17 protein-coding genes and 1 pseudogene are annotated in these 23921 nt (G+C 68.8%); 10 read left to right on the top strand and 8 right to left on the bottom strand.

The window, feature by feature from the left end:
* Positions 1-228: 228 nt before the first annotated feature.
* From AC16DP_RS49560 to AC16DP_RS49545, 4 genes and pseudogenes are all read left to right on the top strand, one after another.
* Positions 229-540 (top strand): annotated as a pseudogene (locus tag AC16DP_RS49560) (tetratricopeptide repeat protein); the annotation flags it as partial.
* A 10-nt stretch (positions 541-550) separates the two neighbouring features.
* On the top strand, positions 551-844 hold the full coding sequence (locus AC16DP_RS49555) for a discoidin domain-containing protein (protein WP_329729921.1): 294 nt from the start codon (positions 551-553) through the stop codon (positions 842-844).
* 168 nt (positions 845-1012) lie between these two features.
* Entirely contained in the window at positions 1013-2020 is a 1008-nt protein-coding gene (locus tag AC16DP_RS49550; RefSeq protein WP_329729920.1) for a hypothetical protein, read from the top strand.
* Positions 2021-2523: 503 nt separating this feature from the next.
* Complete coding sequence (locus AC16DP_RS49545; protein WP_329729919.1) at positions 2524-3738, top strand: hypothetical protein; 1215 nt, start codon at positions 2524-2526, stop codon at positions 3736-3738.
* Here AC16DP_RS49545 and AC16DP_RS49540 read toward each other — a convergent pair.
* Entirely contained in the window at positions 3665-4450 is a 786-nt protein-coding gene (locus tag AC16DP_RS49540; RefSeq protein WP_329729918.1) for a hypothetical protein, read from the bottom strand. The genes AC16DP_RS49545 and AC16DP_RS49540 overlap by 74 nt on opposite strands.
* 172 nt (positions 4451-4622) lie before the next feature.
* Positions 4623-5240, bottom strand: a complete 618-nt coding sequence (locus AC16DP_RS49535) for a peptidylprolyl isomerase (protein WP_329729917.1) — start codon at positions 5238-5240, stop codon at positions 4623-4625.
* 92 nt (positions 5241-5332) lie between these two features.
* Here AC16DP_RS49535 and AC16DP_RS49530 point away from each other — a divergent pair, with 92 nt between their 5' ends.
* The 4 genes from AC16DP_RS49530 to AC16DP_RS49515 all read left to right on the top strand — a co-directional run bounded on the left by AC16DP_RS49530 (position 5333) and on the right by AC16DP_RS49515 (position 9484).
* A complete protein-coding gene (locus AC16DP_RS49530) occupies positions 5333-5872 on the top strand; it encodes a hypothetical protein (protein ID WP_329729916.1) in 540 nt (179 codons plus the stop codon).
* A gap of 238 nt (positions 5873-6110) precedes the next feature.
* Positions 6111-7202 carry a prenyltransferase/squalene oxidase repeat-containing protein gene (locus AC16DP_RS49525; RefSeq protein ID WP_329729915.1) on the top strand — a complete coding sequence of 364 codons (1092 nt, stop codon included), beginning with the start codon at positions 6111-6113 and terminating at the stop codon, positions 7200-7202.
* Between the two features lie 420 nt (positions 7203-7622).
* A complete protein-coding gene (locus AC16DP_RS49520) occupies positions 7623-8759 on the top strand; it encodes a hypothetical protein (protein ID WP_329729914.1) in 1137 nt (378 codons plus the stop codon).
* Positions 8760-8863: 104 nt separating this feature from the next.
* A complete protein-coding gene (locus AC16DP_RS49515; protein WP_329729913.1) occupies positions 8864-9484 on the top strand; it encodes a TIGR02265 family protein in 621 nt (206 codons plus the stop codon).
* A 9-nt stretch (positions 9485-9493) separates the two neighbouring features.
* Here the strand turns inward: AC16DP_RS49515 and AC16DP_RS49510 are convergent, their stop codons facing one another.
* The 3 genes from AC16DP_RS49510 to AC16DP_RS49500 all read right to left on the bottom strand — a co-directional run bounded on the left by AC16DP_RS49510 (position 9494) and on the right by AC16DP_RS49500 (position 13407).
* Positions 9494-9724 carry a sensor histidine kinase gene (locus AC16DP_RS49510; RefSeq protein ID WP_329729912.1) on the bottom strand — a complete coding sequence of 77 codons (231 nt, stop codon included), beginning with the start codon at positions 9722-9724 and terminating at the stop codon, positions 9494-9496.
* 62 nt (positions 9725-9786) lie between these two features.
* Entirely contained in the window at positions 9787-11997 is a 2211-nt protein-coding gene (locus AC16DP_RS49505) for a PhnD/SsuA/transferrin family substrate-binding protein (protein ID WP_329729911.1), read from the bottom strand.
* A 273-nt stretch (positions 11998-12270) separates the two neighbouring features.
* Positions 12271-13407, bottom strand: coding sequence for a fatty acid desaturase family protein (locus tag AC16DP_RS49500; protein WP_329729910.1), 1137 nt, complete (start codon positions 13405-13407; stop codon positions 12271-12273).
* Positions 13408-13889: 482 nt separating this feature from the next.
* Here AC16DP_RS49500 and AC16DP_RS49495 point away from each other — a divergent pair, with 482 nt between their 5' ends.
* Entirely contained in the window at positions 13890-14168 is a 279-nt protein-coding gene (locus AC16DP_RS49495; protein ID WP_329729909.1) for a hypothetical protein, read from the top strand.
* Positions 14165-14908, top strand: a complete 744-nt coding sequence (locus AC16DP_RS49490) for a hypothetical protein (RefSeq protein WP_329729908.1) — start codon at positions 14165-14167, stop codon at positions 14906-14908. Before AC16DP_RS49495 ends, AC16DP_RS49490 begins: the two co-directional genes overlap by 4 nt.
* 114 nt (positions 14909-15022) lie before the next feature.
* On the opposite strand, the gene AC16DP_RS49485 is transcribed toward AC16DP_RS49490, so the two are convergent.
* From AC16DP_RS49485 to AC16DP_RS49475, 3 genes are all read right to left on the bottom strand, one after another.
* Positions 15023-20542 (bottom strand): DNA repair ATPase, encoded by a 5520-nt coding sequence (locus AC16DP_RS49485; protein WP_329729907.1) that lies wholly within the window; start codon positions 20540-20542, stop codon positions 15023-15025.
* Between the two features lie 171 nt (positions 20543-20713).
* A complete protein-coding gene (locus AC16DP_RS49480) occupies positions 20714-22951 on the bottom strand; it encodes a flotillin family protein (protein ID WP_329729906.1) in 2238 nt (745 codons plus the stop codon).
* Positions 22952-23066: 115 nt separating this feature from the next.
* On the bottom strand, positions 23067-23870 hold the full coding sequence (locus tag AC16DP_RS49475) for a hypothetical protein (protein WP_329729905.1): 804 nt from the start codon (positions 23868-23870) through the stop codon (positions 23067-23069).
* Between the last annotated feature and the right edge of the window lie 51 nt (positions 23871-23921).

Raw genomic sequence — 23921 nt, 5'->3', positions numbered from 1 at the left:
CCGTCCAGGGCAGCGTCGCCGCCCGCTGGAGGTTGGCGAGCCTCGGGGCCCGGGCCGATGGCTCGCTTGGGCCAGGCGCTGACGTGGCGCAGGCTGAGGCATGGAGCAGCAGTGCAATGCACGCTCGGAAACGCATGGCTACATCCTCCAATCGGGCCAGAACATACCGGGTCCTGGCGGGGCCGTTCGGAGTATGAGAGCACGCCCCGGCACTGGTAGCTTCGGCGCATGACCGCGAACCTCGAGCAATGGGAGCGCCGCGCCGAGGCGCTCTGGGACCGCTATGACGAGTACATCGCGCGAGCCGGCAAAACGGGCTTCGTGGCGGCGATGGATGAACTCGCTACCGAGCTCGGCGAGGACCACCCCGTGGCCCTCCACGAGCGCGGCGGAGCGCGCGACTCGACCGGCGACGAGTCTGGCGCCGTCGAACTGTACCGGCGGGCGCTCGCCGCGGGCCTGGACGGTGGACGCCGCCGTCAATGTGTCATCCAGCTGGCCAGCTCGCTGCGCAACGTCGGACAGGCGGCCGAGGGAGCACGGCTCCTCCATGCGGAACGGGACGCGGGGAGCGACGAACTGGACGACGCCGTCGCCGGTCGACCTCCAGAGCTCCCGGTTCATCAACAAGGTCGTGGTCCGCAACCGCACCGACTGCTGCTCCGACCGGCTGAACAACTTCAAGCTCCTGGTCTCGGAGGATGGGAGCACCTGGCAGGCGTACAGCTACCCGAACGTGGCGCCGCAGCAGACCGAGTTCCCGGTGGGGAGGACCGGCCGCTTCGTGAAGGTGCAGCTCGACGGCTCGGGCGTCCTCAGCCTGGCCGAGGTGAAGGTGCTCTAGGCGGGCCCCGCGGCTCCAGCCCGGGCGGCGCGGTGGGGGGCCGCCCGGGAGAAGCAGCTTCGCGTCGCCCGCCAGCGGGACGCGGGCAACCGAGGTGTTGCGCCGGGAACTGCTCCAGCGGCCAACACCGCGTGTCAGGCTCCCCGGCCTCCCCTCGTCCCGGCCCCCATGAAAGCTGAACATCTCGTCATTCCCACGGCCCCCTACACTCCCGAGTCCCTCTGCTGGAGCGGCGACGCGCTCATCGATTGGGTCCAAGGGGGCATCCGCTACGGGCTGGACGGAACCGTCACCGATACGTCCATCCGGTATGGCTACCGCTTCGACTCGGCGGTGTCGTCCCAGGACGGCCGGTACGCCGCCATCTACGAGCAGCTCGGCACCAAGGCGATCCTGCTCCGGGACGGGAAGCAGCTGCGCGAGCTCAACCGCAGCTACTACCACGCGGATGACTACATCTATCCCATCGCCCTGCATACCCTGCCCAATGGCCGCACGCTCCTGGCCCACTGTCCCGAGGAGTATTGCCGCCTGGAGATAGAGGACGCGGACACCGGCGAGCGGCTCACCCGGCGGGACAGCGAATCCCCAGACGTCTTCCACTCCCGGCTCCAGTTCAGCCGCGATGGGCGCTACCTGCTCAGCGCGGGGTGGATCTGGCATCCCGTGGACGCGGCGTATGTCTATGACGTGGCCCGGGCGCTCGAGCAGCCCGAGTCGTTGGACCAGCCTCGCTCCTTCGTCTCGAACGACTCGTTCCTGGAGATCCACGAGGCGGCCTTCGGGGCGGGGGATATGCTCGTCATGACGTGCTCCGGCATCGACGAGGACGCGCTGCCCTCCGGAATGAAATGGATGGGCGAGGGGGACGACGTGGGCCTCGGGGTGTACTCGCTCACCGAGCGGCGCTTCCTGTCCATGGTGCCCGTGACGCAGGCCCTGGGGACCTTCATGGTGGTGGGAAACGCGGCGGTGGGATTCTACGAGCACCCCAAGCTCGTCGAGCTCACCACCAGCCGCCTCCTGGAGAGCTGGCCCGGGATCGCCACGGGGAGGCGCTCCGGCAGCATCCTCCGCAACCGCCCGCCGCAGCCGCCGCTCGCGTTGGACCCCGCCGGGGGCCGCTTCGCCGTGGGGACGGACAAGGGGATCGAAGTGGTCCGCTTCCGCCCGTAGTGCGCGAGCCGCGCGCCTCCCGAAAAAGAATCGGGGAGGAGCCGCCCCCACGGCAGCCCCTCCCCGACGTGCTTTCCCTGCCCCCACTGCCCCCGAAGACTTCCCTGCCCCCGTACCACCCGTACTGTCTCAGCCCCACCCCACCCCAACCACCCCACCAACCCCAACCCGCCGCCCGTCCTACCCGCCCAACCCCCACCACCCCACCGACCCCGACCACCCCCACCGCCCTGCCCCGCTGACTTCTCGTGCAGGAGCTAGAGCATCCCGCGTGCCAGGGGGTCCTCCGGGGCAGGTGCCTGTGATTCCGAGGGTTTATCTCGCGGCCGCGAGCCGCCGGGACCCGGAAGACAGTAAGACTTACGCGGCCTCCGCGGCCGGGCATCCATGCGGAGAGCGGCGGTCCGGCGGCGTTGCCCGGAAAAAAAGCTCATGGGTCTCAAGCGTTGACGGCACCGCACGGACGCGGTGCGCCGGAGCGCGACCTCCCTCGGAGGAGACCCATGCCACGCCGCATTCCCACCCGACCTCTCGTGTTGCTGCTGGTGTCCCTCGGCTCCGCGGCGGGCGGGGCGTACGCCTACCACCGCTACCGGGACGCCGGCTGGGAGCGCCGTTACGACGAGTACCAGCGCCAGCTCCAGGGGAAGCTCACCGAGAGCGAGAAGCAGATGCAGGCGTTGAACACCGAGCTCGGCACGGCACGGGCCCGGTTGGTGACCCAGGCCTCGCTGGATGAGAAGTACCAGGCCCTGCTCACGGCGAAGGACGCGGACTTCGAGAAGTTCCGCCGCGAGCACGCGCTCGCCGTGAAGAGCCTCTCCGACGCCACCTTCCAGCTCCAGCAGCGGGAGCACGGAGGAACGGAGACGGCGCGCGAGGAGCCACCTCCCACGCCGTCGCCGGCCGAGCCCACGGCCCCCTCGGCCCACCCGGTCATCTCCTACGAGTTCAAGGACGCGGAAGGCCGCGTCCAGCTCAAGGATCCCAACATCTGGGTGCAGGGCGACGAGGAGCTCCAGCTCCAGCAACTCTTCCGGGTGGAGGGCACCGTGCTGCAGCAGACGAATGGCTCGCTGATGACCGAGCGCGTCCAGTTGCAGGAGGTCTCCGCGGATGGCGCGGGAAAATACCGGGAGCTGGCGGCGGCCCGCCTGGTGGATGCGAGCTTCACCTATGCCAATGCGCCGCTGGAGGGGCCGCCGGGCGGACCGAAGTGGGGCCCGTCATGGATGGCCACCGTGGGCACCTCGTTCCGTTCCGAGAGCCTGCTGCGCGTGGGGGCCTCGGCGCGGGTGGTGAAGTGGGGGCCGGTGGGCCTCGCCGGAGGGCTCTCCTCCGACTTCCTGTCGCTGGAGGGCAGCGGTGGGGCTCTACACGAACCACCAGACGTGGACGACGAGCTTCTGCGACCACCCCTACTTCGTGGACCACCCGCTCTGGCTCGCCCAGTACACGAGCCACGCGACGGAGCCCAAGCTGCCACCGGGCTGGAAGCGCTGGCTCTTCTGGCAGTACTCGGAGACGGGCTCGGTGCCGGGCATCCCCGGAGCGGTGGACCAGAGCTACTTCAATGGCAGCGCCGAGGACCTGATGGCCCTCTCCGTGGCCTCGGCGGACTAAGGCGAGGCCGCCCGGAACCCATCATTCATTCCGGAACCACTCGGCTGGGATGCCCAGCGCCGCGAGAATCCGCTCGGGCATACTCTCGCCCTTGATCTCGCTGACCTCGGGCACGCACGGATCCGGACGGAGCGGCCGTGTGAACCGTTCAATGCCGTCTCCTGCTCGCAACACGGTTACGGAGAACATGTCCAGGCGCGGCGAAGCAGTCACCCCATACACCTTTACATGAGGAAGCCGTTCCGACACGGCAATGTCAGCGAAGCTCATGCCCCCCGTCGTGCTAGCGAGAAGGGTTCCTTGCTGCGTGTCCGCGAGGTGGAAGCGCCCCTGACGGAGTGGTTCTCCATAATCCTTCTCTAGCGCGCGCCGCGCCTCCTCTGCGCGAGTTCCTTCAATGAGCGCGACTGTCCGAAGCGGCTTCCTTGCGCTTCGGCTCGAAGTCTTCGTGCTACCTGGTAGTGGGCAGCCGAGGGACTTCGCCAGAGCTTCTGGGTTTGCCTCCTCGACCCCTAGCGCACCGTTACGCCACGACGTGACGGCCCACGGCTCCTTGGCACATTCAACCGAGTACACAGGCTCATCGAGTTCGAGCGAAAGAGCCTTGGCGATTCGCAGCTCCGCACCCAGGTGGAGGGGATCCGTGCCCACGATGGCATGATAGCGACCACTGCCCCTGATGAGCTCGAAGGGTGGTTCTTTCCCGTCCTCTTCGTCCTCCTCGAACACGAGCGTGGCGCGGGCACGGCGCTCCAGCTGTGCGGGCTCCCCTGGAGCCAGTACCGCCCACAGAGGCCAGCGACTCATGGCGCACCTCCGGACAAGCCCTCTGGCAACATGAGGGCCGCGCGCAATTTGTTCGTCATCTCCAGAATCTGCGCCTCTTCTATGTGGATGAGCACCGCCTCTGGTGCGTTCGCATCAAGGGAAGTCGCACTGTCTCAGCCAGCCACCCGCTTTCGAGAGCCGCCATGCCAACCTACGGTTTACGCGCGGCGCGCTGGATCTTCACCGGCGGGGTGAGCTTCTGGCCCTCCGCGGGCGCCTGCTGGATGGCGCGGACCACGTCCATGCCCTTCACCACCCGGCCGAAGGCGGCGAAGCCCTGGCCATCCGGGTTGCGCTTGCCGCCGAAGTCCAGCTCGGGCTGATCGCCGACGCAGATGAAGAAGTCCGACACCGCGGTGTCCGGCGTGTCGCGTGCCATGGAGATCGTGCCGTCCTTGTGCTCGAGCCCCGTCACGCTCGTGCGCTCCAGCGCGATCGGCGGGCGCTGCTCGGACTCGCGGGCGGGGTTGATGCCGCCCTGGATGACCTCGATCTTCACCTTGTTGTTCGGCTGGTTGTCGGGCTTCACCGTGCGGTGGAAGACGCCGCCGTCGAAGAAGCCCCCCTCCACGTAGAAGAGGAAGTTGCGCACCGTCTGGGGCGCATGGGCCTCGTCGAGCTCCAGCTCGATCTCCCCCTTCTCCGTCTGGAGCACCACGCGCACCAGCTTGGACGGCTCGGGTTTCGCCGCCTTCTTCGGTGGCGCGGCCTGGGCGGCGGGCGAGAGGGCGAGCAACACGGCGAGGCAGGCGGAGGGCAACAGGTTCATGGGCGGCTCCAGGACACCGTAAATGTTTCGCAACAATCCGTTCATCTTCCCAACACGTGCGGGAAGCACCTTGGGGGAAAAGGAGATATCGCATGTCCTGGAAGATGATGCCGCTGTGGATGTGTCTGGCCGTTCCCGCCGTCGCTGGTGCCCAATCCGCCTCCACCGAGCGCCCGCCCATGGAGGCGCGCCGGGGGCCGCCCGTCATGAAGTCCTCCCTGGCCGTGGTGCTCGAGCACCGCACCGAGCTGGCCCTGTCCACCGAACAGGTGGCCTGGCTGGAGCAGCGCGAGCAGCAGCTCCAGCAGGAGAACGCGCCGTTGAAGCAGAAGCTGGAGGAGCTGCGCCCGCCTCGCGGGGAGGGCCGGCGTCCTCCTCCCGGCGAAGGCATGGCCCCTCCGGCGGGTGGTCCCGGCGGCGAGGGCGCCCCAGACAGGGCGGCCATGGAGGAGCGGATGACACAGGTCCGGTCCATCATGGACGGGATGCGGGACAACGACACCCGCGCCTACGACGAGGCGGAGACCGTGATGACCGAGGCGCAGAAGACCCAGGCGCGTGCGTTCATCACACAGGAGCGCGAGGCCATGCGCCAGCGGCACGAGGCCATGCGCCAGCAGCGCGGCCGCTGAATGCGTCCTCGTGACGCCGGGCCAGCTTGATGGCCACGCGCGTCTGGAAACAGGGGGCTCGGGGGACTCCCGGAAACCCGCACCTCCCGCTGAATCCTCTCTCGCGCCGGGAGGAATCATCGCCCTCCAGCGCAATCCCAGACAAACAGCAGCACCCCGGGTGGACGAGCGATATCAAGCCTGGCCTGGCCCCTCACATGCAAGGACTCGCATGTGCGGCACACACGGGGAGGGACCGATGCAAGCAATCCTGGAACACGAGGACACGGGGAAGTCCACTGTCACCGAGGCACTCGCGAGGGCCGTGCGCTTCCTGGAGAAGGCGCGGACGGCGGATGGACGGTGGTTGGACTTCCGCTTCCGTTTCGTGGTGGGAGACCGGGACGTCATCAGCTCGCAATGGGTGACGGCATATGTCGGCGAGGCACTGGCCCGGGCGGGGGCGGGCCCGGCCACGCTGGAGCCCGCGCGAGACTGGTTGATGAGTCATTCGCACCCCGGGGGTGGGTGGGGATTCAGCCTGGCGACACCCGCGGACGCGGACTCCACCGCCAACGTGGTGCGATTCCTCTCCCACTGGCGGGGCGTGCCGGAATGGGACGCGGCGCTCGGGGAGGCCTGTGCGCGGCTGCTTCATTATTGGGATGAGCCCGGGAGCGGCTTCCGCACCTATCGCCCCGCCGAGCGGCCCTCGCTGAACGGCTGGGCCAGCTACCCGGGCAGCAGTTGGTGTGACCTCCACCTGTGTGTCACCGCGCTGGCGGGAGGGGCCCTGCACAGGGCGGGAGACCCACGCCACCGCTCCGTCCTCGAGGCGTGCGCCCGCCTGCTGCGCGACAGCCAGTCCCCCGAGGGCTTCTGGGAAGGCTATTGGTGGCACGGCCGCACGTACACCACCGCGCACGCGGCGCGGCTGCTGTTCCTCCTGGGAGACACCGGGCCGGTGGCGCGCGCCGCCCGATGGTTGCTGGGTGCGCAGCGACCCGATGGAGGCTGGGGCAACGGCACGGGGAGCGAGGCCGCCGCCTTCCACACCGCGCTCTCCCTCCCGGTGCTGCTGCTCGATGGGGGTCACCCGCGACACGGTGCCGCGCTCGACGCTGGACTCCAGTGGCTGCTGCGGGCCCAGCAACCGGATGGGAGCTGGGCGAACGTCCCCATCATGCGGATGCCCCGCCCCGAGGTGCATGCGCCCTGGGAGGCTCCCGAGGGGTGTCTGCTCCTGCCCGTGCTGACGGATCGCAACCGGCTCTTCACCACCGCCACCGTGGTGTCAGCCCTGGTGGACTTTCTCGCCGCCTCGCGCTCCGGCTCGCCCGGCAATCCCTGACATCACGCCTCCCCCGTCTTCCCCGTTCGCGCGCCCGTGGATCTTTCACACGCAATCAAATACATCAATCCCTGGCGCCGATTGATTTGACTTTGGAAATGCCTTTCTCCATATTTCGAATCGCTTCCGGCGGCGGGGATGACCCGAGGCCGGGAGCCTCCAGGCGGATGATGAGTCTTGTCTGGGGTTCCACACCAAAGGGAGGGCAATGCCATGATGAACGAGAACATCGCCGAGCAGAATGCCAACCTCACCGAGCTCAACGACGAGACGCTGGATGATCTCATCTCCGGCGGCGCGCAGGAGCTGAGCGCCACGCAGGCCTGGGAGTAGTCCCACCAGGAAGGCATAGCTGGCGTCACCACGGACGGGTGCATCCGGAGCGCCCGTCCGTTGTCTTTTTTGAATCTGGGGGATTCCATGTCCACCGCGTTGAATGAGTACCTGAGACTCGCCGAGCCCCACCTCTCCCCCCGGCTCATCTCCGCCACGGCGCTGGCGGATCTGGAGCGGCTCGCCCGCCTGATGCCGCCCGTGTCCGCCTCCGGCTTCGAGTGCCGGCTGGGCCGCGAGGAGGCCCAGGCCGACTTCGGCGTGCGCTTCCTCGCCAGCGATGGCAGCCGCGCCATGCTCGCGGGCCGCGTGGACGCCGGCTCCGCCCTGCCCTCCTCGCTCTTCTCCCACCCCGTCTGGGAGCGCCTGCGCCGCTTCGGCGCGCGCTGGGACACCCCGGGCACCCTGCTGGAGCAGGAGCTCGGGGATGTCTTCCTCGAGTTCGACGTCGAGGGGACGCCGCCCCCGGTGCCCATCCCCTCTTTCTTCATCGAGTACGACCGGCGGGCCTGGCGCCGCCTGGAGGCGATGGAGGAAGCCCTGGCGCTGCTGTGGGGCGAGCCGCTCGCGCCCGCCGTCCGGGAGCGCGTGGTGGCGTGTCTGGCGGCCCTGCCCTCCGGGGGCTCCGTGTCCGCCGTGGGCGCCATGTTCTCCCGCCGCTTCGACGGCGTACGGCTGTGCCTCCAGGGCCTCGGGCCCTCCACGCTGCCCTATTACCTCCTGCGCGTCGGCTGGCCGGGAGACCCCCGCGAGGTGGAGGCGCTGCTCGCCCGGGTGGCCGGCCGGGTGGAGCGCATGGCGCTGAGCCTCGACGTGGGCGCCACCGTACTGCCCAGGCTGGGCGTGGAGTGTCACCTCGCCGACAGCCTCCACGAGGCCGACTCCGAGCGCTGGGCCTCGCTGCTGGACGCGCTCGTCACCCAGGGCCTGTGCCTGCGCGCCAAGCGGGACGCGCTCGTGGAGTGGCTGGGGCACACGCACCTGCGCTCCCGCCCCGAGGCCCTCCCAGGCAACCTGCGAGCGCTCTCCGCCTCGCTCGGCCCCAAGGCCCTCCCCGTCTTCCTGCGGCGCATCAACCACCTCAAGCTCGTCCTCCAGCCCGGCCGGCCTCCCGAGGCCAAGGCCTACCTCGTGCTCATCCAACGGTGGCTGGGCCATGACGGGCAGCGGCGGCGCTACGTGTTCGGCGATCTCCAGGAGGTCCGTGACGCCGTTCTCGGTTGAGTTCCAACCATCCGTGTCCATGGCCTCGTACGGGGGGCATGGTCAGGAGCATTCCAGGCAGGCTACACTCTTCCGTCCATATCAGAGACGGGAGACCGCTTCGGATGATTGATGGTCAGACCTCCACGGGTGCTGAGTCCGGCCTCGGAACGGAGCTGGAGCTGAAGCGGCGGCTGTCGCTGGCCACCCCCGCGGACACCGTGCGGGGGATGTCCTTCCACACCACGCTGGACGTGCTGCGCGTGGACCTGGGAGCCGAGGCGGTGGAGCGGTGCCTGGAGCCGCTCAAGGAGAAGGCCTACAAGAGCTTCTTCACCTATCCCGTCAGCGACTACCTGCGGTTGCAGTACAGCGCGGCGTGGCTGCTGAGCGAGAAGCACGGCGGCTTCGACAACGCGATCCGGCGCATCGGCAGGGGAATCGCCCCCGGCTTCCTGGGCTCCGTGGTGGGCAAGGCCTTCATGCTGCTGGCCAAGGAAGGGCCCAGGCAGCTGCTCAACAACATGCCGGTGGCGTACCGGGCGGCGTCGAGCTTCGGCGAGGCGATCGTGCACTGGACGGGGCCGAGGAGCGGCGTGCTCACCACGAAGCGCGATTTCCTCCTCTACCTCAACCACGAGGGCGGGCTGCTGGGCCTGTTCCGCACGCTGGGCATCCAGAATGGCCAGGTGTCCGGGCGGCAGATCGGCCCGCTCGACAACGAGGTGACGTTCTCCTGGGGTTGAGGACGGGCCTCAGGCGGGGAGCACCCGGGGGAGCCGCACCCGGAACACCGTGCCCGCCTCCGCCGAGGAGCGCACGTCGATGTGGCCGCCGTGCGCGGCGACCATCTCGTGCACGATGAACAGGCCGAGCCCCACGCCCTTGAGGGCGTTGCTCCCCTCGCTCGCGCGCGTGAAGGGCTCGAAGATGCGGGGATGTTCGCCCAGGAGGCGCGGCTGATGGCCACCTTCGGCCACGCGCACGTCGTCTCGGTGCTGGACTTCGGGCTGGAGGGGGGCGCGCCCTACCTGGTGCTGGAAACACCCTACCCGGCGGCCCGCCGCACCTGCGGACGGGCCTGGGGGAGCTCGGCCGCCGCGGGCAGGGTGACGGTGAGGAGGGTGCCCCGGCCCTCGCGGCTCTCCGCGCGCAGCGTGCCGCCCAGGCTGGAGACGATGGCGTGGCTCACCGACAGCCCCAGGCCCGAGCTGCCGGGCACCGTGGCGACGAAGGGCTCGAAGATGCGCGAGAGCGCCTCGGGCGCCAGGCCCTTGCCCGTGTCCTGCACCTCCACCACCGCCTCGCCGTCCTCGCCGGTGTAGGCGGCCACCCGCAGCACGTTGCGCGCGGCGTCCGCCGGGTTCATCGACTGCACCGCGTTGAGCAGCAGGTTGAGGAAGAGCTGGGTGAGCCGCGCCTCGTCCGCGTCCACCGCGGGCAGCTCGTAGAAGTCCCGCTCCAGCCGGGCCCGCTGGCTCAGCTGGCCGCGGATGAGCTTCAGCGCGTTCTCCAGCACCGGCTGCAGCTCCACCCGCGCCTGGTGCTCCGGCGGCTTGCGCGAGAGCGTCCGCAGATCCTGCACGATGTGCTTGAGCCGCAGCGCCCCCTCGGCCGTCTCGGACAGGGCCTCCAGCACCTCGCCCAGCTCCTCCGACACCTCCGCGCTCTGGCCGCGCAGCGACTCGCCCATGCGCTCCAGCTCCTCGCGCGCGTAGGAGAGGTTGGCCAACATGAAGGCCAGCGGGTTGTTCATCTCGTGCCCCACCGCCGCCGCCAACGAGCCCAGCGCCGAGAGCCGATCCGCCTGGATGAGCCGCGCCTCCATCTGCTTGCGCAGCGTCACGTCCCGGGCGAACACCCGCAGGCCCGCCGGATCCCTCAGCTGCGCCACCGTCAGCTCCCAGTGGCGGCCCTCCAGCTGCACCGTGGGAGCGGGCTCGCCCGCGGGCGCCCCCCGCCACACCCACTGCAGCGCCGTCTGCACCAGCGGGTGCTTCCCCCCCTCCTGCACCATCTCCGGGAAGGCCTTGTGCGCGGCGGGGTTGGCGTAGCGCAGCTCGCCCTCCAGCGTCAGCTCCAGCAGCGGCTCGGGGTGCAGCAGCGGGAAGGAGGCCAGCCGGTACATCGGCTCCTCCAGCGCGCGCATCCCCGACACGTCGCGCACCATCAGCCCCAGGCGCGGCCGCGTCTCACCGGGCACCGGCGCGCACGGGGTGATCTCCGCCGCGTACCAGCGCGTCTCGCCCTCCACCTCCAGCCGGTACTCCAGCCGGGCGTCCGTCCCGCCCTGGCGCACCGCGCGCATCAGCGACAGCAGCGGCTCGGCCGCCTCGTGCCCCAGCACCTCCGTCAGCGTGCGCCCCTCGGCACCGCTCACGTCCCGGCCAAACGCCCTGCCCGTGGGCGACCACAGCCGCCGGCACCGCTCCTCCTCGTCCAGCTCCGCCACCACGTACTCGGCGCCCCGGGACCTGCGCGGCGCCGGGGCCTGCTCCCGCCCGTCCGGCTGCGGGACGAAGCCCTCCACCCCGAACGGCCCCATCAGCATCTCCAGGCCGGAGCCGTCCGTGTTCATCCGCGAGAGGACGGACACCAGCATGGCGGCGTCCACCTCGGACAGGCGCCGGGTGAGGATGATGCCATCGGCCAGCGTGGGCGGGCTGAAGGCGAACGTCAGCAGCCGGGACTCCTCCGCGCCGATGAACGAGGCCAGCGTCGCGCGGATGGCATGCTCGTCCGCGTGGTTGGAGAAGACGCCCGTCATGTCCGCCTCCCCGGTGAGCACCGCCTGGAGCGCCTTGCGGTAGGTGCCCCAGAAGCGCTGCTGGGAGAAGAGCTCCTGGGTGCGCAGCCCCCGCGACTCCAGGAAGCGCACCGGCAGCAGGTGCCCCCCGGTGGAGCGCGGCGCCACCCAGGCCGCGCGCTTGCCCTGCAGCGTCTCCAGCGTGAGCGGCTCGTCCGCGCGGCACACCAGCGCCGAGTGGTAGTGGCAGCTCCCCGAGCGCACCGCGCGCAGCACCGCCCTCGCCCTCGGCGCGAAGGCATCACACTGCTCGGCCGTGGCCCACGCCATGTCCACCTGGCCCGCCACCAGCTCCGCCTCCAGCGCCTCGTACGTCGGCGCCAGCTCCACCAGCACCGGCCGGCCCAGCCGCTCCGCCAGCGCGCGCCCGAACAGCTCCACACGAACGTGCTCCCTCACCTCGCCGAGCGACGGGTAGAGCATGAAGCGGATGGGGGTGGTCGGCGTGATCACGTGCGCTGCCTCCTTGGTTACCCCCCAGGGCCCGGGGGCGGCCCCCAGTCAAACTGGCGATACATGATGCACGATATTTTCAGCCACTTCCACACTTTTCCTGATTCGCTGGAATGAAAGGGCTATCCGACACACCCCGTTTCACCAGGAGTCCGGGCTCAGAAGGCCTTGAAGGTGGTGATGGTGTAGGTGTCCTTGACGCCGGGCAGGGTTAGGTCTGCCCCAGCTCACACTTGATCATGACGAAGAGGGTGTGCACGGGAGAGCACCCTATCACGCGACTTCGGGAAGGGGGCTGGAAGCGGGAGCCGTCTCACGGCGCGAGAGCCGCCGCATGGAGGCCTTGCCCACGACGATGTCCACCATCTTCCGCGCGCGCGTCCACACGCTCTCCTGCACGTAGGGGATGCCGTGCTTCTCGCAGAGGGCGCGCACCTTGGGCTGCATGCGCTGGTACTGGAGCATGGAGAGGTCGGGGAAGATGTGGTGCTCGATCTGGTAGTTGAGCCAGAGGTGGAGGTAGTCGTTGAGATCGCCCCCGGTGCGGTAGTTGGCGCTTCCAATCACCTGCTGGAGGTAGCGCTCGCCCTTGTTCTCCGGCTGGGAGTCGAAGCGGTAGAGGTCCTCGCCGGTGTGGTTGGGGCCCACGACGAGGAAGGTGTGCACGTTGGTGATGACCTCGGCCATGAGCGAGTTGCACAGGGCGCTGAAGCCGGCCCAGGCGCCGAGGGGCAGGAAGAGCGCGGGGAGGATGGCGAAGTTCCAGAGGATGTAGGGGGCGTAGCCGCTGAACAGGACCTCGCGCCACTCCTCGCGGGTGAGGGGCCCGTCGGGGCGGTGCTTGCGGCGCAGCGAGGCGAGCGTCTCGGGGGCGTAGTAGCTGGCGCGCCAGGTGATGGCGAGCAGGGCGAGCTGGAGGTAGCGCAGGGCAAGCGGGCGGTGGGGGTTGCGGAGGGAGCCCTCGGCGTTGCGCTCGAGGAGATCCGGATCCGCGTCCTCGCCGGTGTGCGAGTGGTGGAGGACGTTGTGCTCGTAGACCCAGGCATCGGGGAGGATCCAATCGAGCCAGTCGACGAAGCGGCGGTTGCCCTTGGCGAAGCCCTTGCTGGTGCGCTCGACGGGGGCACCGGGGACGCGGTCGTAGCCGCGGTGACCCACGTGGTGCATGAGCAGCCAGCGGGTGGAGCGGCCGAGCCCCAGGGCGGCGGCGCTCAGCGGGTTGGGCATCACCCAGCAGGTGGCCAGGCCGAGCACGGAGGCGGCGCGGCCCCAGGTCTCGATCTTCCGCAGGTGGGCGAGATCCGCCTCGCTGACGGAGGCGTCCATCTCGGCGCGCAGGGCGCGGATGTCGGCCAGGAAGGCATCCACGTCGACGGTCGAGGGATCGAAGTCGGGGGTGGCGCGGGACATACGGGGGGACCTCGGGCGGGCGGAGCGGAGATGGGGGATCGAAGGAGAGCGGGCCCGCCTGTGCGCGCTCGGGGGCCGCACGGTAGCCGCTGGGTGGTGGCTCGGGGAAGAGGCCGTCTCAGATGGAAGCCAACCCGGGCCGGAAGTTCTACGGGATGCCCAGGAAGTGAGGTACGCAGGGGGCCATGCTCCGTGTCACCCTCATGGGACTCATCGGCCTTCTTGCTGCGTGCAGCAGTAGCCAGACACCTCTGGTCGCAGAACCATCCCAGGAGTTGCCGCCCGAGTTGAATGAGTCTGTTCTGGTTATACGAGTTGCCCCCAGAAACCAGGCCGGATACTCCTGGCAACACGCCTCCCTCTGGAATCAGGAGTTGAACGGCCTTCAAGCAAGCACCGGGGGCAGTACACCCCGCATCGTGCTCGCATCCAGACGCCCACGAGACTGCGACCAGGAGCAGATCGACTGTCACCGCGACTGCATGAAGCGCAAGCCGCCCTATGCGCATGGCCCACGCCGAAGCCATAGCCATATCGAGTACTGCAACAACAAATGCCTGAAAGAGTATATGAACTGCTTGAAGCTACAGGAACTGGAGGCCTTGAGCTTTACAGCCATTCACCAGGCCGCGGATTGGTTGAGGCGCCATCAGAAAGAAGTCATGGTGGGCGTCACCGTTGTTGCCGCGGGGACCGCCTTCATTGTCATCTACACTGGCGGGGGATTGATGGTCCTCGCCCCCCTGGTACTGCTGTCATGAGCCTCGACATAGACGCAGCTTGCGGTGTCCTCGAGAAGATTCAGGAGGACTTGGGCTCTCCACCAGGTAGGGAGCCGCTCAGGACAGCGGCGATCGCGCTCCAGTTCATCTGGGGCAGTGGTCATCTCCATAATTTCGAGGACTATCTGACGTGTTTCGGGGCAGGCGATTCCCATCCCCTGCCCTCTTCCTTCGATACACGCGAGCAGGCCGAGGCTTCGCTACAGCAGCCAATGGATCCTCGAGTTGCACACTGTGTTGCTATCTCGGGCACTCGATACGCTGTCGGTTACTCACCCGAGCACGGAGGCCGATTCCTGGCCCGCCTCCCCGAGAGCACCGGACTGACCATGACCAGTCAGTCCATGCACCCTCTCGTCAGAGAGGCCCTTGGCGCACTCCGCCAGGCACGTGTGCATGCCCACGCTCCCGGGGACAAGGACTCGGTCGATATGGCCTTGCTCGCCATTCATTTCATCCTGGAGAGCAATCAGACATCCCACTTCGAGAGCTTCCTCGAGAATGTTGACTCGAACATTCCCCGCCCCCCACTCCGTGCCTTCAGCTCCCGGAAGGAGGCTGATACCTGGTTGAATGCCCACCCCAGGCCTCCCCACGGCGCAGGAGTGGACATCGCTGGCCAACACTACTCCGTGGGCTACGCGCGCGACGGCAAGCTCCGGGTACTGGTTCGCAGGCCAACGCTGGAGGAACTGGGTCTCACCGAGGAGGGAGAGTAACGCTCCATCGGGAACCAACCCGGGATCCGTGGCACCCTCACCCCGTCCCTCTCCCGGAGGGCGAGGGGTTGTTGAGCGGAGTGAGGGTCTTGGTACGGATGAGCGGAGCGTGGCTCAGCCCGTGGGGCGCTGCATGGCCTGGAGCAACTCCAGCGCCTCGGTGACGGCCTGCCAGACCTGCATGGCCTTGAGGTTCTCGTCGCCGCTCTGCAGGGTCCGCTTCGCCAGGCGCTCCAGCGGGGCCAGCGCGCTCTCCACCAGCACGATCTGCTTGCCCAGGTCCGCGGGCAGTGGCGCCGAGGCCCGTTGCGGCGAGGGCACGGGCGCCCGCTCCGCCATGGACTTCACCGCCTGGGACATCTGCTCCATGTACCGCCCCAGGTCCGCGGGCGGCGCGGCCACGGGCGCCGCCACCGGCTGGCGCTCCGCCATCGTCTTCACCGCCTGCGTCAGCTGCTCCATCACCGGCGCCATGTCCACCGTCTGGGCCGGCGCCGCCACCGCGCGCTCGGCCAGCGCCCGCAGCACCTTCGCCAGGTGTTGCAGGTACGGCGTCAGATCCGGCCCCTGCACCACCGGCGCCGGCGTCTCCTTCTTCGCCAGCTCCAGCAGCGCCTCACGCAGCGACTCCAGCCGCGGTACCACCTCGGCCACCGGGCTCGGACCCGACTGCCGCGACACCTCGGCCGCCTTCACCACCGCGCCCGCCACCGAGCCGAGCTGCTCCTCGATGGCGCTCAGCTGACCCGTCACCCGGGCCACCGGATCGTCCTCCTTCCCGCCCATCCGCTTCACCCGCGCGAAGCCCAGCTTGATCTCCTCCCAGCGCTTCGCCTTCTCCGGCGTCAACCGCCCGCGCATCTCCTGCAGCTTCAGCAGGTTCTGCTCGGCCGCCGTGGTGAGCGTCTGCGACTCGCCCTGGTAGTGATCGTCGATGAGCCGCTCCAGCTCCTCGTCCGTCATCGCCGCGACCACCTTCTCGGTGATCTTGCCCATGTTGCGGTAGCTGCCCTGCAACTTGAACGCGGGCTCCGTGCGGAAGCGCTCGTCCTGCGCCGCCGAGGCGATGTACTGCAGGTTCACCTTCAGCAGCACCTCCTGCACCTTGAAGAGCCGCTGGAACACCGCGACGATCTCCTGCAGCTCCGCCGCCGCGTAGCCGTACGACAGCTCGCCGGTGGGCACCTCCTCGCCCTTGGCCATGCGGATGAGCTTGTGGATGTCACCCGGCTCGCGCGTGGCCAGCGGCGCCAGCGCGCTGTTCGACGTGAGCGCGTTCTCGATGTAGCTCAGCGCGAACAGGTCCTCCTTGCCGTCGAGGATGTCGCCCAGGTTGTACGTGTCGGCGCGGTTGGCGAGCATGTCCGGAATGCGGAAGCGCTCGCCCGTCTCGGTGTATGGGTTGCCGGCCATCACCACGCAGAACTTCTTGCCGCGCAGGTCATACGTGCGCGTCCTGCCGTTCCACACGCCTTCAATCCGCCGCTGGCCGTCGCACAGCGAGATGAATTTCTGGAGCAGCTCGGGATCCGTGTGCTGGATGTCGTCGAGGTAGAGCATCACGTTGTTGCCCATCTCGAAGGACAGGTTGATGCGCTCCACCTCCTGGCGGGCCGTGGCGTTGGGAGCCTCGGCCGGATCCAGCGACTTCACCGAGTGACCGAGCGCCGGGCCGTTCACCTTCACGAAGGTGAGGCCGAGCCGGCTGGCCACGTACTCCATCAACGTCGTCTTGCCGTAGCCCGGAGGCGACATGAGCAGCAGCATGCCCATGCGATCCGTGCGCTTGTTCTCGCCCGCCGAGCCGAGCTGCTTGGCCAGGTTGGCGCCGATGAGCGGCAGGTACACCTCGTCGATGAGCCTGTTGCGCACGAAGGACGACAGCACCTTCGGCGTGAACTCCTCCAGGCGCAGCCGGCGGCGCTCGCGATCCAGCAAGTCGCGCAGCAGCGCGCGGTAGGCCTGGTAGGCCGGCACGCGCACCTGCCGGAAGTCACTCAACCGTGTGAGGAACTCATCCAGCCGCAGCGGCAGCTTCCGGTCCTGGATGCGCGGGTGCTGGCCCAGCATCCCCTGCACCTCGGTGGAGGTGAGCGCCCCGGCCACCTCGCGATCCAGCTTGCGCTCGGTGAGCAGCACCACCGCGGCCTCCACCGCCACGTGGGCCGCCGCGCCCGGGCCGCCCTCGCGCCGCGCCAGGTACGCCTCCACCCACGCGCGCACGGTGCGCAGCCGCTCGGGGAGGTTCTTCTCCAGGCCGCGCAGATCGTCCTCGAAGGCCGAGCGCGTGCCCGCCCTGTCCAGCTGCGCCAGCAGCGCGTCCTTGAGCGCCACGGCCTCGCCGCTGGTGGTGAAGCGGGGCCTGTCTCCGGCCAGCTCCTCGACGAGGTAGCGCCCGGCGAGCCGCGCCTCCGCGGGGCCACACGCCACGCCCGAGTCCTTCAGGAACGCGCCAATGCGCTCGCCCGCCTCGTTGCCGAGGGCCACCAACTCCGCCGACTCACCGAAGGCTGCGCGGAGCCGGTGCAGGCTGCGCGCGCGCCGGTGGATCAGCGCCTTCTCATCGCCCTCGCCCCCGAAGGCCCAGTAGAGGGCCGCCCAGGCGCGCGGCGTGGGCGCGAAGCGCAGCAGCCCCGCTCCCGTGTGCATCGCCAGCAGCTTCTCGAGGATGGCCGCCGCATCCGCGTCGTGGATGCCGCGCTCGTAGCCCTCGTCGTACTTGTCCGCCGAGTACGCGCGCACCTTCTCCAGCAACCCGTTCGGCTCCAGCGCCGCCTGGTGCAGCGACGCCAGCGTCACGCTCCCCTTCCCCTCCTCCGCGTCCAGCAGCACCTGCGCCGCGAGGTACTCGGCGCGGTACACCTGGGGCGTCTCGGAGATGAGGTGCTGCTCCCACAGCTCGCGGTACTTCTCCAGCTCCGGCTCCTCCAGCTTCTGGGCGTAGTCGGTGCCGGTGAGCTGCAGGTACAGCGCGCCGTCTCGCGGCAGCAGCGTCAGATCCAGCTGCTGGGTGTTGACGTTGAAGCGGTGCTTGCCGAACTTGATGACCGGCGCGCCCGAGCCCTCCTCGTAGAGGTCGTTGCGGTCGCGCAGTGCGCGCAGGGCGTCCTGGCGCGCCGTCTTCAGGCGGCTCTGCACCTCGTCCGAGCGCACGCTGTCCTGGAGCCCGAGGAGCTGCTCGGCGAGCTGCCGCAGCTTCAGCACCATCGAGTCGGAGGCGAAGTACGTGTTGAGCTCGTCCTCGGACTTGAAGGACTTCGCGCGGCGGGCGACGCCGGTGAGGATGCGCTCGGCGGCGCCGAAGAGGTTCTGCGCGCGGCGCTGGCGCTCGTCCAGCAGCGCCTGCTTCTTCTGCCCGAAGGCCTCGAGCAGCTCCTCGCGCTTCTGGGTGAGCTGGCCGAGGAACTCGTCGAACTCGCCGAAGCGCCCCTCCATCTCCTCCAGCTGCACGGTGAGGCGCGACAGGCCCTCGTCGCACTTCTCCGGCGAGTCCGCCACGGACAGCGCGCTCTCCACCGACTGGCCGAGCAGCTTGAACTGGGCGCCGAACTCGGCCCGCTTCTCGCGGCCCACCAGCTCCTTGCGCTTGACGCTCAAGCCCGCGCGCACGCGGTTGAGGCGGGAGAACAGCTCGGAGATGCCCTCCAGAATCCGGGCGCGCGCGAGGGGATCGCCCACCTGCAGGCCGCCCACCGTCTCGCTGAGCACCTCGAGGCCCTTGCCCACCTGCTCGATGTCCTCGCCGAGCGGGGCCAGCTCCTGGGTGGTCTGGATGGGCTCCAGCTTCTGCAGCAGCACGTCCAGGCGCTCGGCCAGCGGGTTGAGCGCTTCACCCCGCTGGAGGAACTGCACGGCATCGGTGCTGACGCGGTCGGTCTCCTCGATGACCTGCTTCTCGAGGGCATCGAGCCGCGCCGTGTCGATGTAGCGGATCTCCTTGAGGGTGATGAGGTGGCCGCGCTGCTTGCGCAGCTCCGAGAGGGCATTCATGAAGCCCTCGGCGTTCTGGAGCTCCTCGGGCCGCACGCGCAGGAGCACCTGCTCCTGGACCTTCTGGGCCTCGGCCATGGACTCGGTGGCGCGCTTCTGCAGCGCGAGCACCTTCTCGAACTCGTCGATGATGAGCTCGGAGGTGCGGCGCAGCGTTTCAATCCCCTCCTGGAGCTTCGTCTCCTCATGGCCGAGCCAGTAGAAGGCATCGAGCATGCGGGTGGCGGCGGCGGCGAGGTCCTCGTAGGTGCGCCGGGAGGGCTTGTCCGTGCGGGCCATGCGCACGAGCGTCAGGGCGTCGGAGATGCCGCGCACGAGCTCGGCGTTGCCCACCTTGCCGAGGTAGCCGGGGGCGGGCGGCATCTTCGCGGCATGCTCGGCGGAGACGAAGGGCGTCTGCCACACCTGCATGGGGTGCACGCGGGTGGGCTCGTTGGAGGTGTTGCGGAAGAGCACCATGCGCCCGTCCGCGAAGAGGCTGAAGCCGTGCCCCAGCAGCGGGTTCTGCACCTCCTTGCGCACGAGGTTGTACGGGAAGAGGACGTAGGCGCCCTCGTCGCGGCGGAAGAAGACGTAGAGCACGTCCTCGCCGTTGGGCGAGCGGATGGCGCGCTTGAACTGGAGGCCCTCGCCAATGCCCTCGAAGACCTTGAAGTCGCCCGTCTGCAGGTAGTAGCCGCCGGGGAAGACGATGCCCTGATCCTCGGGCAGGCGGATGCAGGCGCTGCCGATGGCGTCGATGCGTACCACGTGCTGGGTGCGGGTGTTGAAGACGAGGTAGCGGTGCTTCGTCTCGCGGAAGGGCAGCACGCGCAGCAGGATGAGGGCGCCCACCTGGGCGTAGGCGAACTCGGCGTCATCCAGCGACTGGTCGGGGTCCTCCACCGGCTCGCGGTAGATGCCCAGGCCGTCCGCGGTGTTGTCCTCCACCTTGATGGTGAGGTCGCCCTTCACCGTCTCGACGAACACCTGGTCGAGGACGTTGACGTGCGGGTGCTGGCCCAGCACGTAGTCCTCGCGCGTGGCCACCGTCCACTCGAAGTCGTGGGACGCGGGGAAGACGTGATCGCGCTCGCCCTGGTTGTCGATGTAGGTGGCGTTGCCCTCCACATCGAGCCCGAAGCGGAAGACCTTGATGTCGCGATCGGACTTGCCCGTCTGGAAGACGGCGAGCAGCCGCGTCTCGTTGCGGCGCAGCTGCAGCAGCCGCGTGTCCTTGTAGTACTTGTAGAGCTCGCCGAAGTCCTTGACGAAGCGCGGATCCTTGAGGAATCCGCCGGCCTCGGTGGCGGGCACCTCGGAGAAGTCGAAGCCCTCGGCCGTCTTCTCGAACTTGTGCAGCGAGAAGACGTCGGCGACGGTCATCTCCTTCTTGAGACCGATGAAGACGTTGTAGCCGAAGAGCAGGTACTTGCCGACGCCGACGATGTCGCGCGGGACGCAGTTGTTCTCGGTGCGGACGCGCTCGTTGCCGATGACGGTGAGCTCGGTGCCACCGAAGAGCTTCTTGCGCCGCTCGTTGAGATCCGTGGCCTTGGTGTTGAGGGCCTCGGCCTGGTTGAGCAGGCGTGCGCGGATGACCTCGTAGCTGCCACCCGCCAGCGTGGCCTCGCCCGACGCGGGGGCGGTGCTTTCAGTTGCCATCTTCAGTTCACCGGGAAAGGGGGGGAACCCTTGATGCACCTACCCTCACCCCGGCCCTCTCCCAGGGGGAGAGGGTCGAACCCAGGTTCCACTGTGTGGGTCCCCTCTCCCTCTGGGAGAGGGCGAGGGTGAGGGTCTTCCAACTGTGTGACCGCGACTGCCAGGCCGGCTTCAGCCCTGGGTCTTCTCGGGAGCCGAAACCCGGGCGGGCTCGGACTCCACGAGGGACTTCAGGTTGGAGGCGGCCGCGGCGGCGGGGTTGGGCGCCATGCGGTGCAGCAGGGCGGCCATGGCCAGGTTCTGCGCGTCGCTGGTGAGGCCCGGCTTGGAGAGGATCTCCTTGAGGTCCGCGGAGAGGTCCTTCTCGCCGTTGAGGTAGCCGCTGAAGGCCTTGCGCAGCGTCTCGCTCTGGTCGAGCGCGCCGTCCACGGACTGGCCCACGGAGATGGCCTTGATGAAGCGCTCGAAGAACTGGCCGTCGCCGCCGACGATGTTGATCTTCGCGTGGCCCATGGTCTCGGCGAGCACCTTGGACTGGGACTCGGCGATGTCCTTGCGCACCTGGATGGTGGCGAGCTCCACGTCGCGCTCCTTCTGCAGGCGCAGGCGGAACTCCTCGTGCTCGCGGGTGGCGCCCTGGAGCAGCTTCATGGACTCGGCCTTCTCGGCGAGGCCGCGCGCCTCGGCGAGCAGCTTCTCCTCGATGGACTTCGCCTCGGCGAGCAGCTTCTCGCGGATGGCGATGGCCTCGGCCTCGCCGCGCTTCTGGATGACCTGGGCCTCGGCCTCGCCGATGCTCGTGCGGGCCAGCCCCTTCTCCTTCTCACCGGCGGCCTCGGCGAGCAGCTTCTCGCGCGTGGCGGAGGCCTCGGCGAGCCCGCGCTCCTTGGCGGAGAACGCCTCGGCCAGACCGCGCTCCTTGAGGACGGTGGCCTGGGCCATGCCCTGCTTCTCGATGACGGCGGCCTCGGCCTCCTTCACGCGCATCTCGGCCATGCCCTGCTTCTCGGTGGCCAGGGCGTCGGCCTCCTTGACGCGCGCCTCGGCCAGGCCATGGGCGGCCTGCTCGGCCTGGACACCCTCGGACAGCCGCATCTTCGCCTTGGCCGTCATGTCGGAGGCCTGCAGCTCGGCGTCGGCCAGGGTGAGCTTCTCCTTGGCGGAGAACTTGGCCACCTCGTTGCTGGCCTCGGCGGCCTTGATGTCCTTGACGAGCTTCTCCTGGGCCTGGGCCTCGGCGGTGATGAGCAGCGCGTCCTTGCGGCGGGTGGCCTCGGCCTTCACGCGCAGATCCTTGATGCGCTCCTCCTCCTCCGCCACGCCCTTCTCCACGGCGATGCGGGTGCGCACCACGTCGGCGATGGCCTTCTTCTCGGCCTCGAGCTGCTTCTCCTTGCCAATGCGCGACAGCTCCACCTCGCGCTCGCGGTTGATGGCCTCGAGGGCGCGATCCTTCTCCACGCGCTCGGCCTCCACGCCCACCACGCGCTCGCGGTTCTTCTGCGCCACTTCCACCTGGCGCTGCTTGTTCTGCTCGTTGATGAGGATCTCCTCCTCGGCCTTGATGCGCGCCAGCTGCTGCTTGGCGTACTCCTCGGCCTTCACGCGCTCGGCCTCGGCGGTCTCCCGGGCGGTGATGGAGTCGATCTCGCGCTTCTGCTTGGCGGCGGCCTCGGCGCGCTGGCGCTCGAGGGCGAAGATGGCCTCGTCCGACTCGACGTTGCGCTTGGTGATGTTCATGCGCTCGTTCTGCCGGAACTCGTTCGTCTGGACGTTCTGGACGGACGTGAGCTCGGTGATCTTCCGGATGCCCTCGGCGTCGAGGATGTTGTCCTTGTCGAGCAGCTCGACGGGAGTCTGCTCCAGGAAGTCGATGGCGCAGTCCTCGAGCATGTAGCCGTTGAGGTCCTTGCCGATGACGCGCAGGACCTCGTCCTTGATGGCCTCGCGCTCGGTGTAGAGGTCCTTGAAGTCGAACTTCTTGCCGGCCGTCTTCAGGGCCTCGGAGAACTTGGCCTCGAAGAGGTGCTCGAGCGTCTCCTGATCGCTGGCGCGGGCGCAGCCGATGGACTGGGCCACCTTGAGCACGTCCTCACGCGTCTTGTTCACCCGGACGAAGAAGGTGACCTTGATGTCCGCGCGGATGTTGTCCTGGCAGATCAGGCCCTCCTTGCCGCGGCGATCGATGTCGATCGTCTTGAGGGAGATGTCCATCACCTCGGCCCGGTTGATGATGGGCCAGACGATGGAGCCAGTGAAGGTGACGACCGGCTCTCCCTTGAAGGGGTTGATGATCAGCGCCCGTCCCTGATCCACCTGCCGGTAGAACCTGGAGACGATGAACGCGGAACAGAAGAGGAAGAACAGTCCCCCGGTGATTCCGATGCCAGTAGTGACGATTGGATCCATGTCGGTGCGATTCCCGAGCGAGTAGACCGGGGGAACCTATCACGCGGCCGGAGTCCCCCGCTAACAGCTCCGGCGCGGCAATGAGAAGTCTCGAAGAAGGTGCGCAAGCGTTGCGCTAACGCGTGCGGGACCTGTCCCGTGCGAGCGCGGCGGCGGTGAGCGGATCCTTCAGGTGCTCCAGCTCCTGCGGCAGGAGCCAGTCCACGGGCTCCACCTCGTAGGCGTCGCGGGCGGCGTCGTAGCTGAGGATGAGGGCTTTTTCACCGCGAGTGAGTTGATTGGCCTTGTCGCAGACCACGTTGAGCAGGAGGCCGGCGCCGCCGTCCTCGAAGGTGGCGTGGCCGAACTTGCCGTCCACCTTGCCGCTGGCGATGACGCAGACGCGGCCCATGAGCTCGGCGCGGCGAGGCGCCTGGTGCGTGGCGAACATCGGCCGCAGGGGCCGCACCGCGAGGCCCGCGAGCACCAGGCCCATGGCGAGGTACAGCACGGCGAGGCCACCGCCGACGAGCGCGCCAGGCAGGAAGCCGAGCGCCTCCCTGGCCGGGCGGGTGAAGGCCAGCGACATCAACCAGGACAGGAAGACCACGAAGCTGATGGACACCGTCACGGGGACGCCGCCGAAGCCGAGCACCTCGAAGAGGCTGGCATCGGCATGGACACCGCCCTCGAGCGCCGCCTTGGCGCCGCCTTCCATGGCGGCCTTGGCCCCGCCCTCCATGGCACCCTTCACGCCGCCTTCGAGCGCCTCGGCCGCGCCCGCCTTGGCGCCCAGGGCGAAGTCGCCAATGTCCCCGTCGAGCAGATCGACGCCCACGGCGCCCACCATGACGATGAGCCAGTAGCCGATCACCACCCCGAGCGGGATGGTGAAGAGGATGGTGGGGAAGGCGAGGATGGCGGCGAGGAACTCGGTCATCGGGCCTGCAAGCGGAGAGGGGGTTGGGAGTCTAGTCCAGGCTCGCGGGAT

The sequence above is a fragment of the Archangium sp. genome (assembly GCF_057119385.1).
Note: the sequence above shows the minus strand (reverse complement) of the source record. Positions and strands in the feature narration are given on the sequence as shown.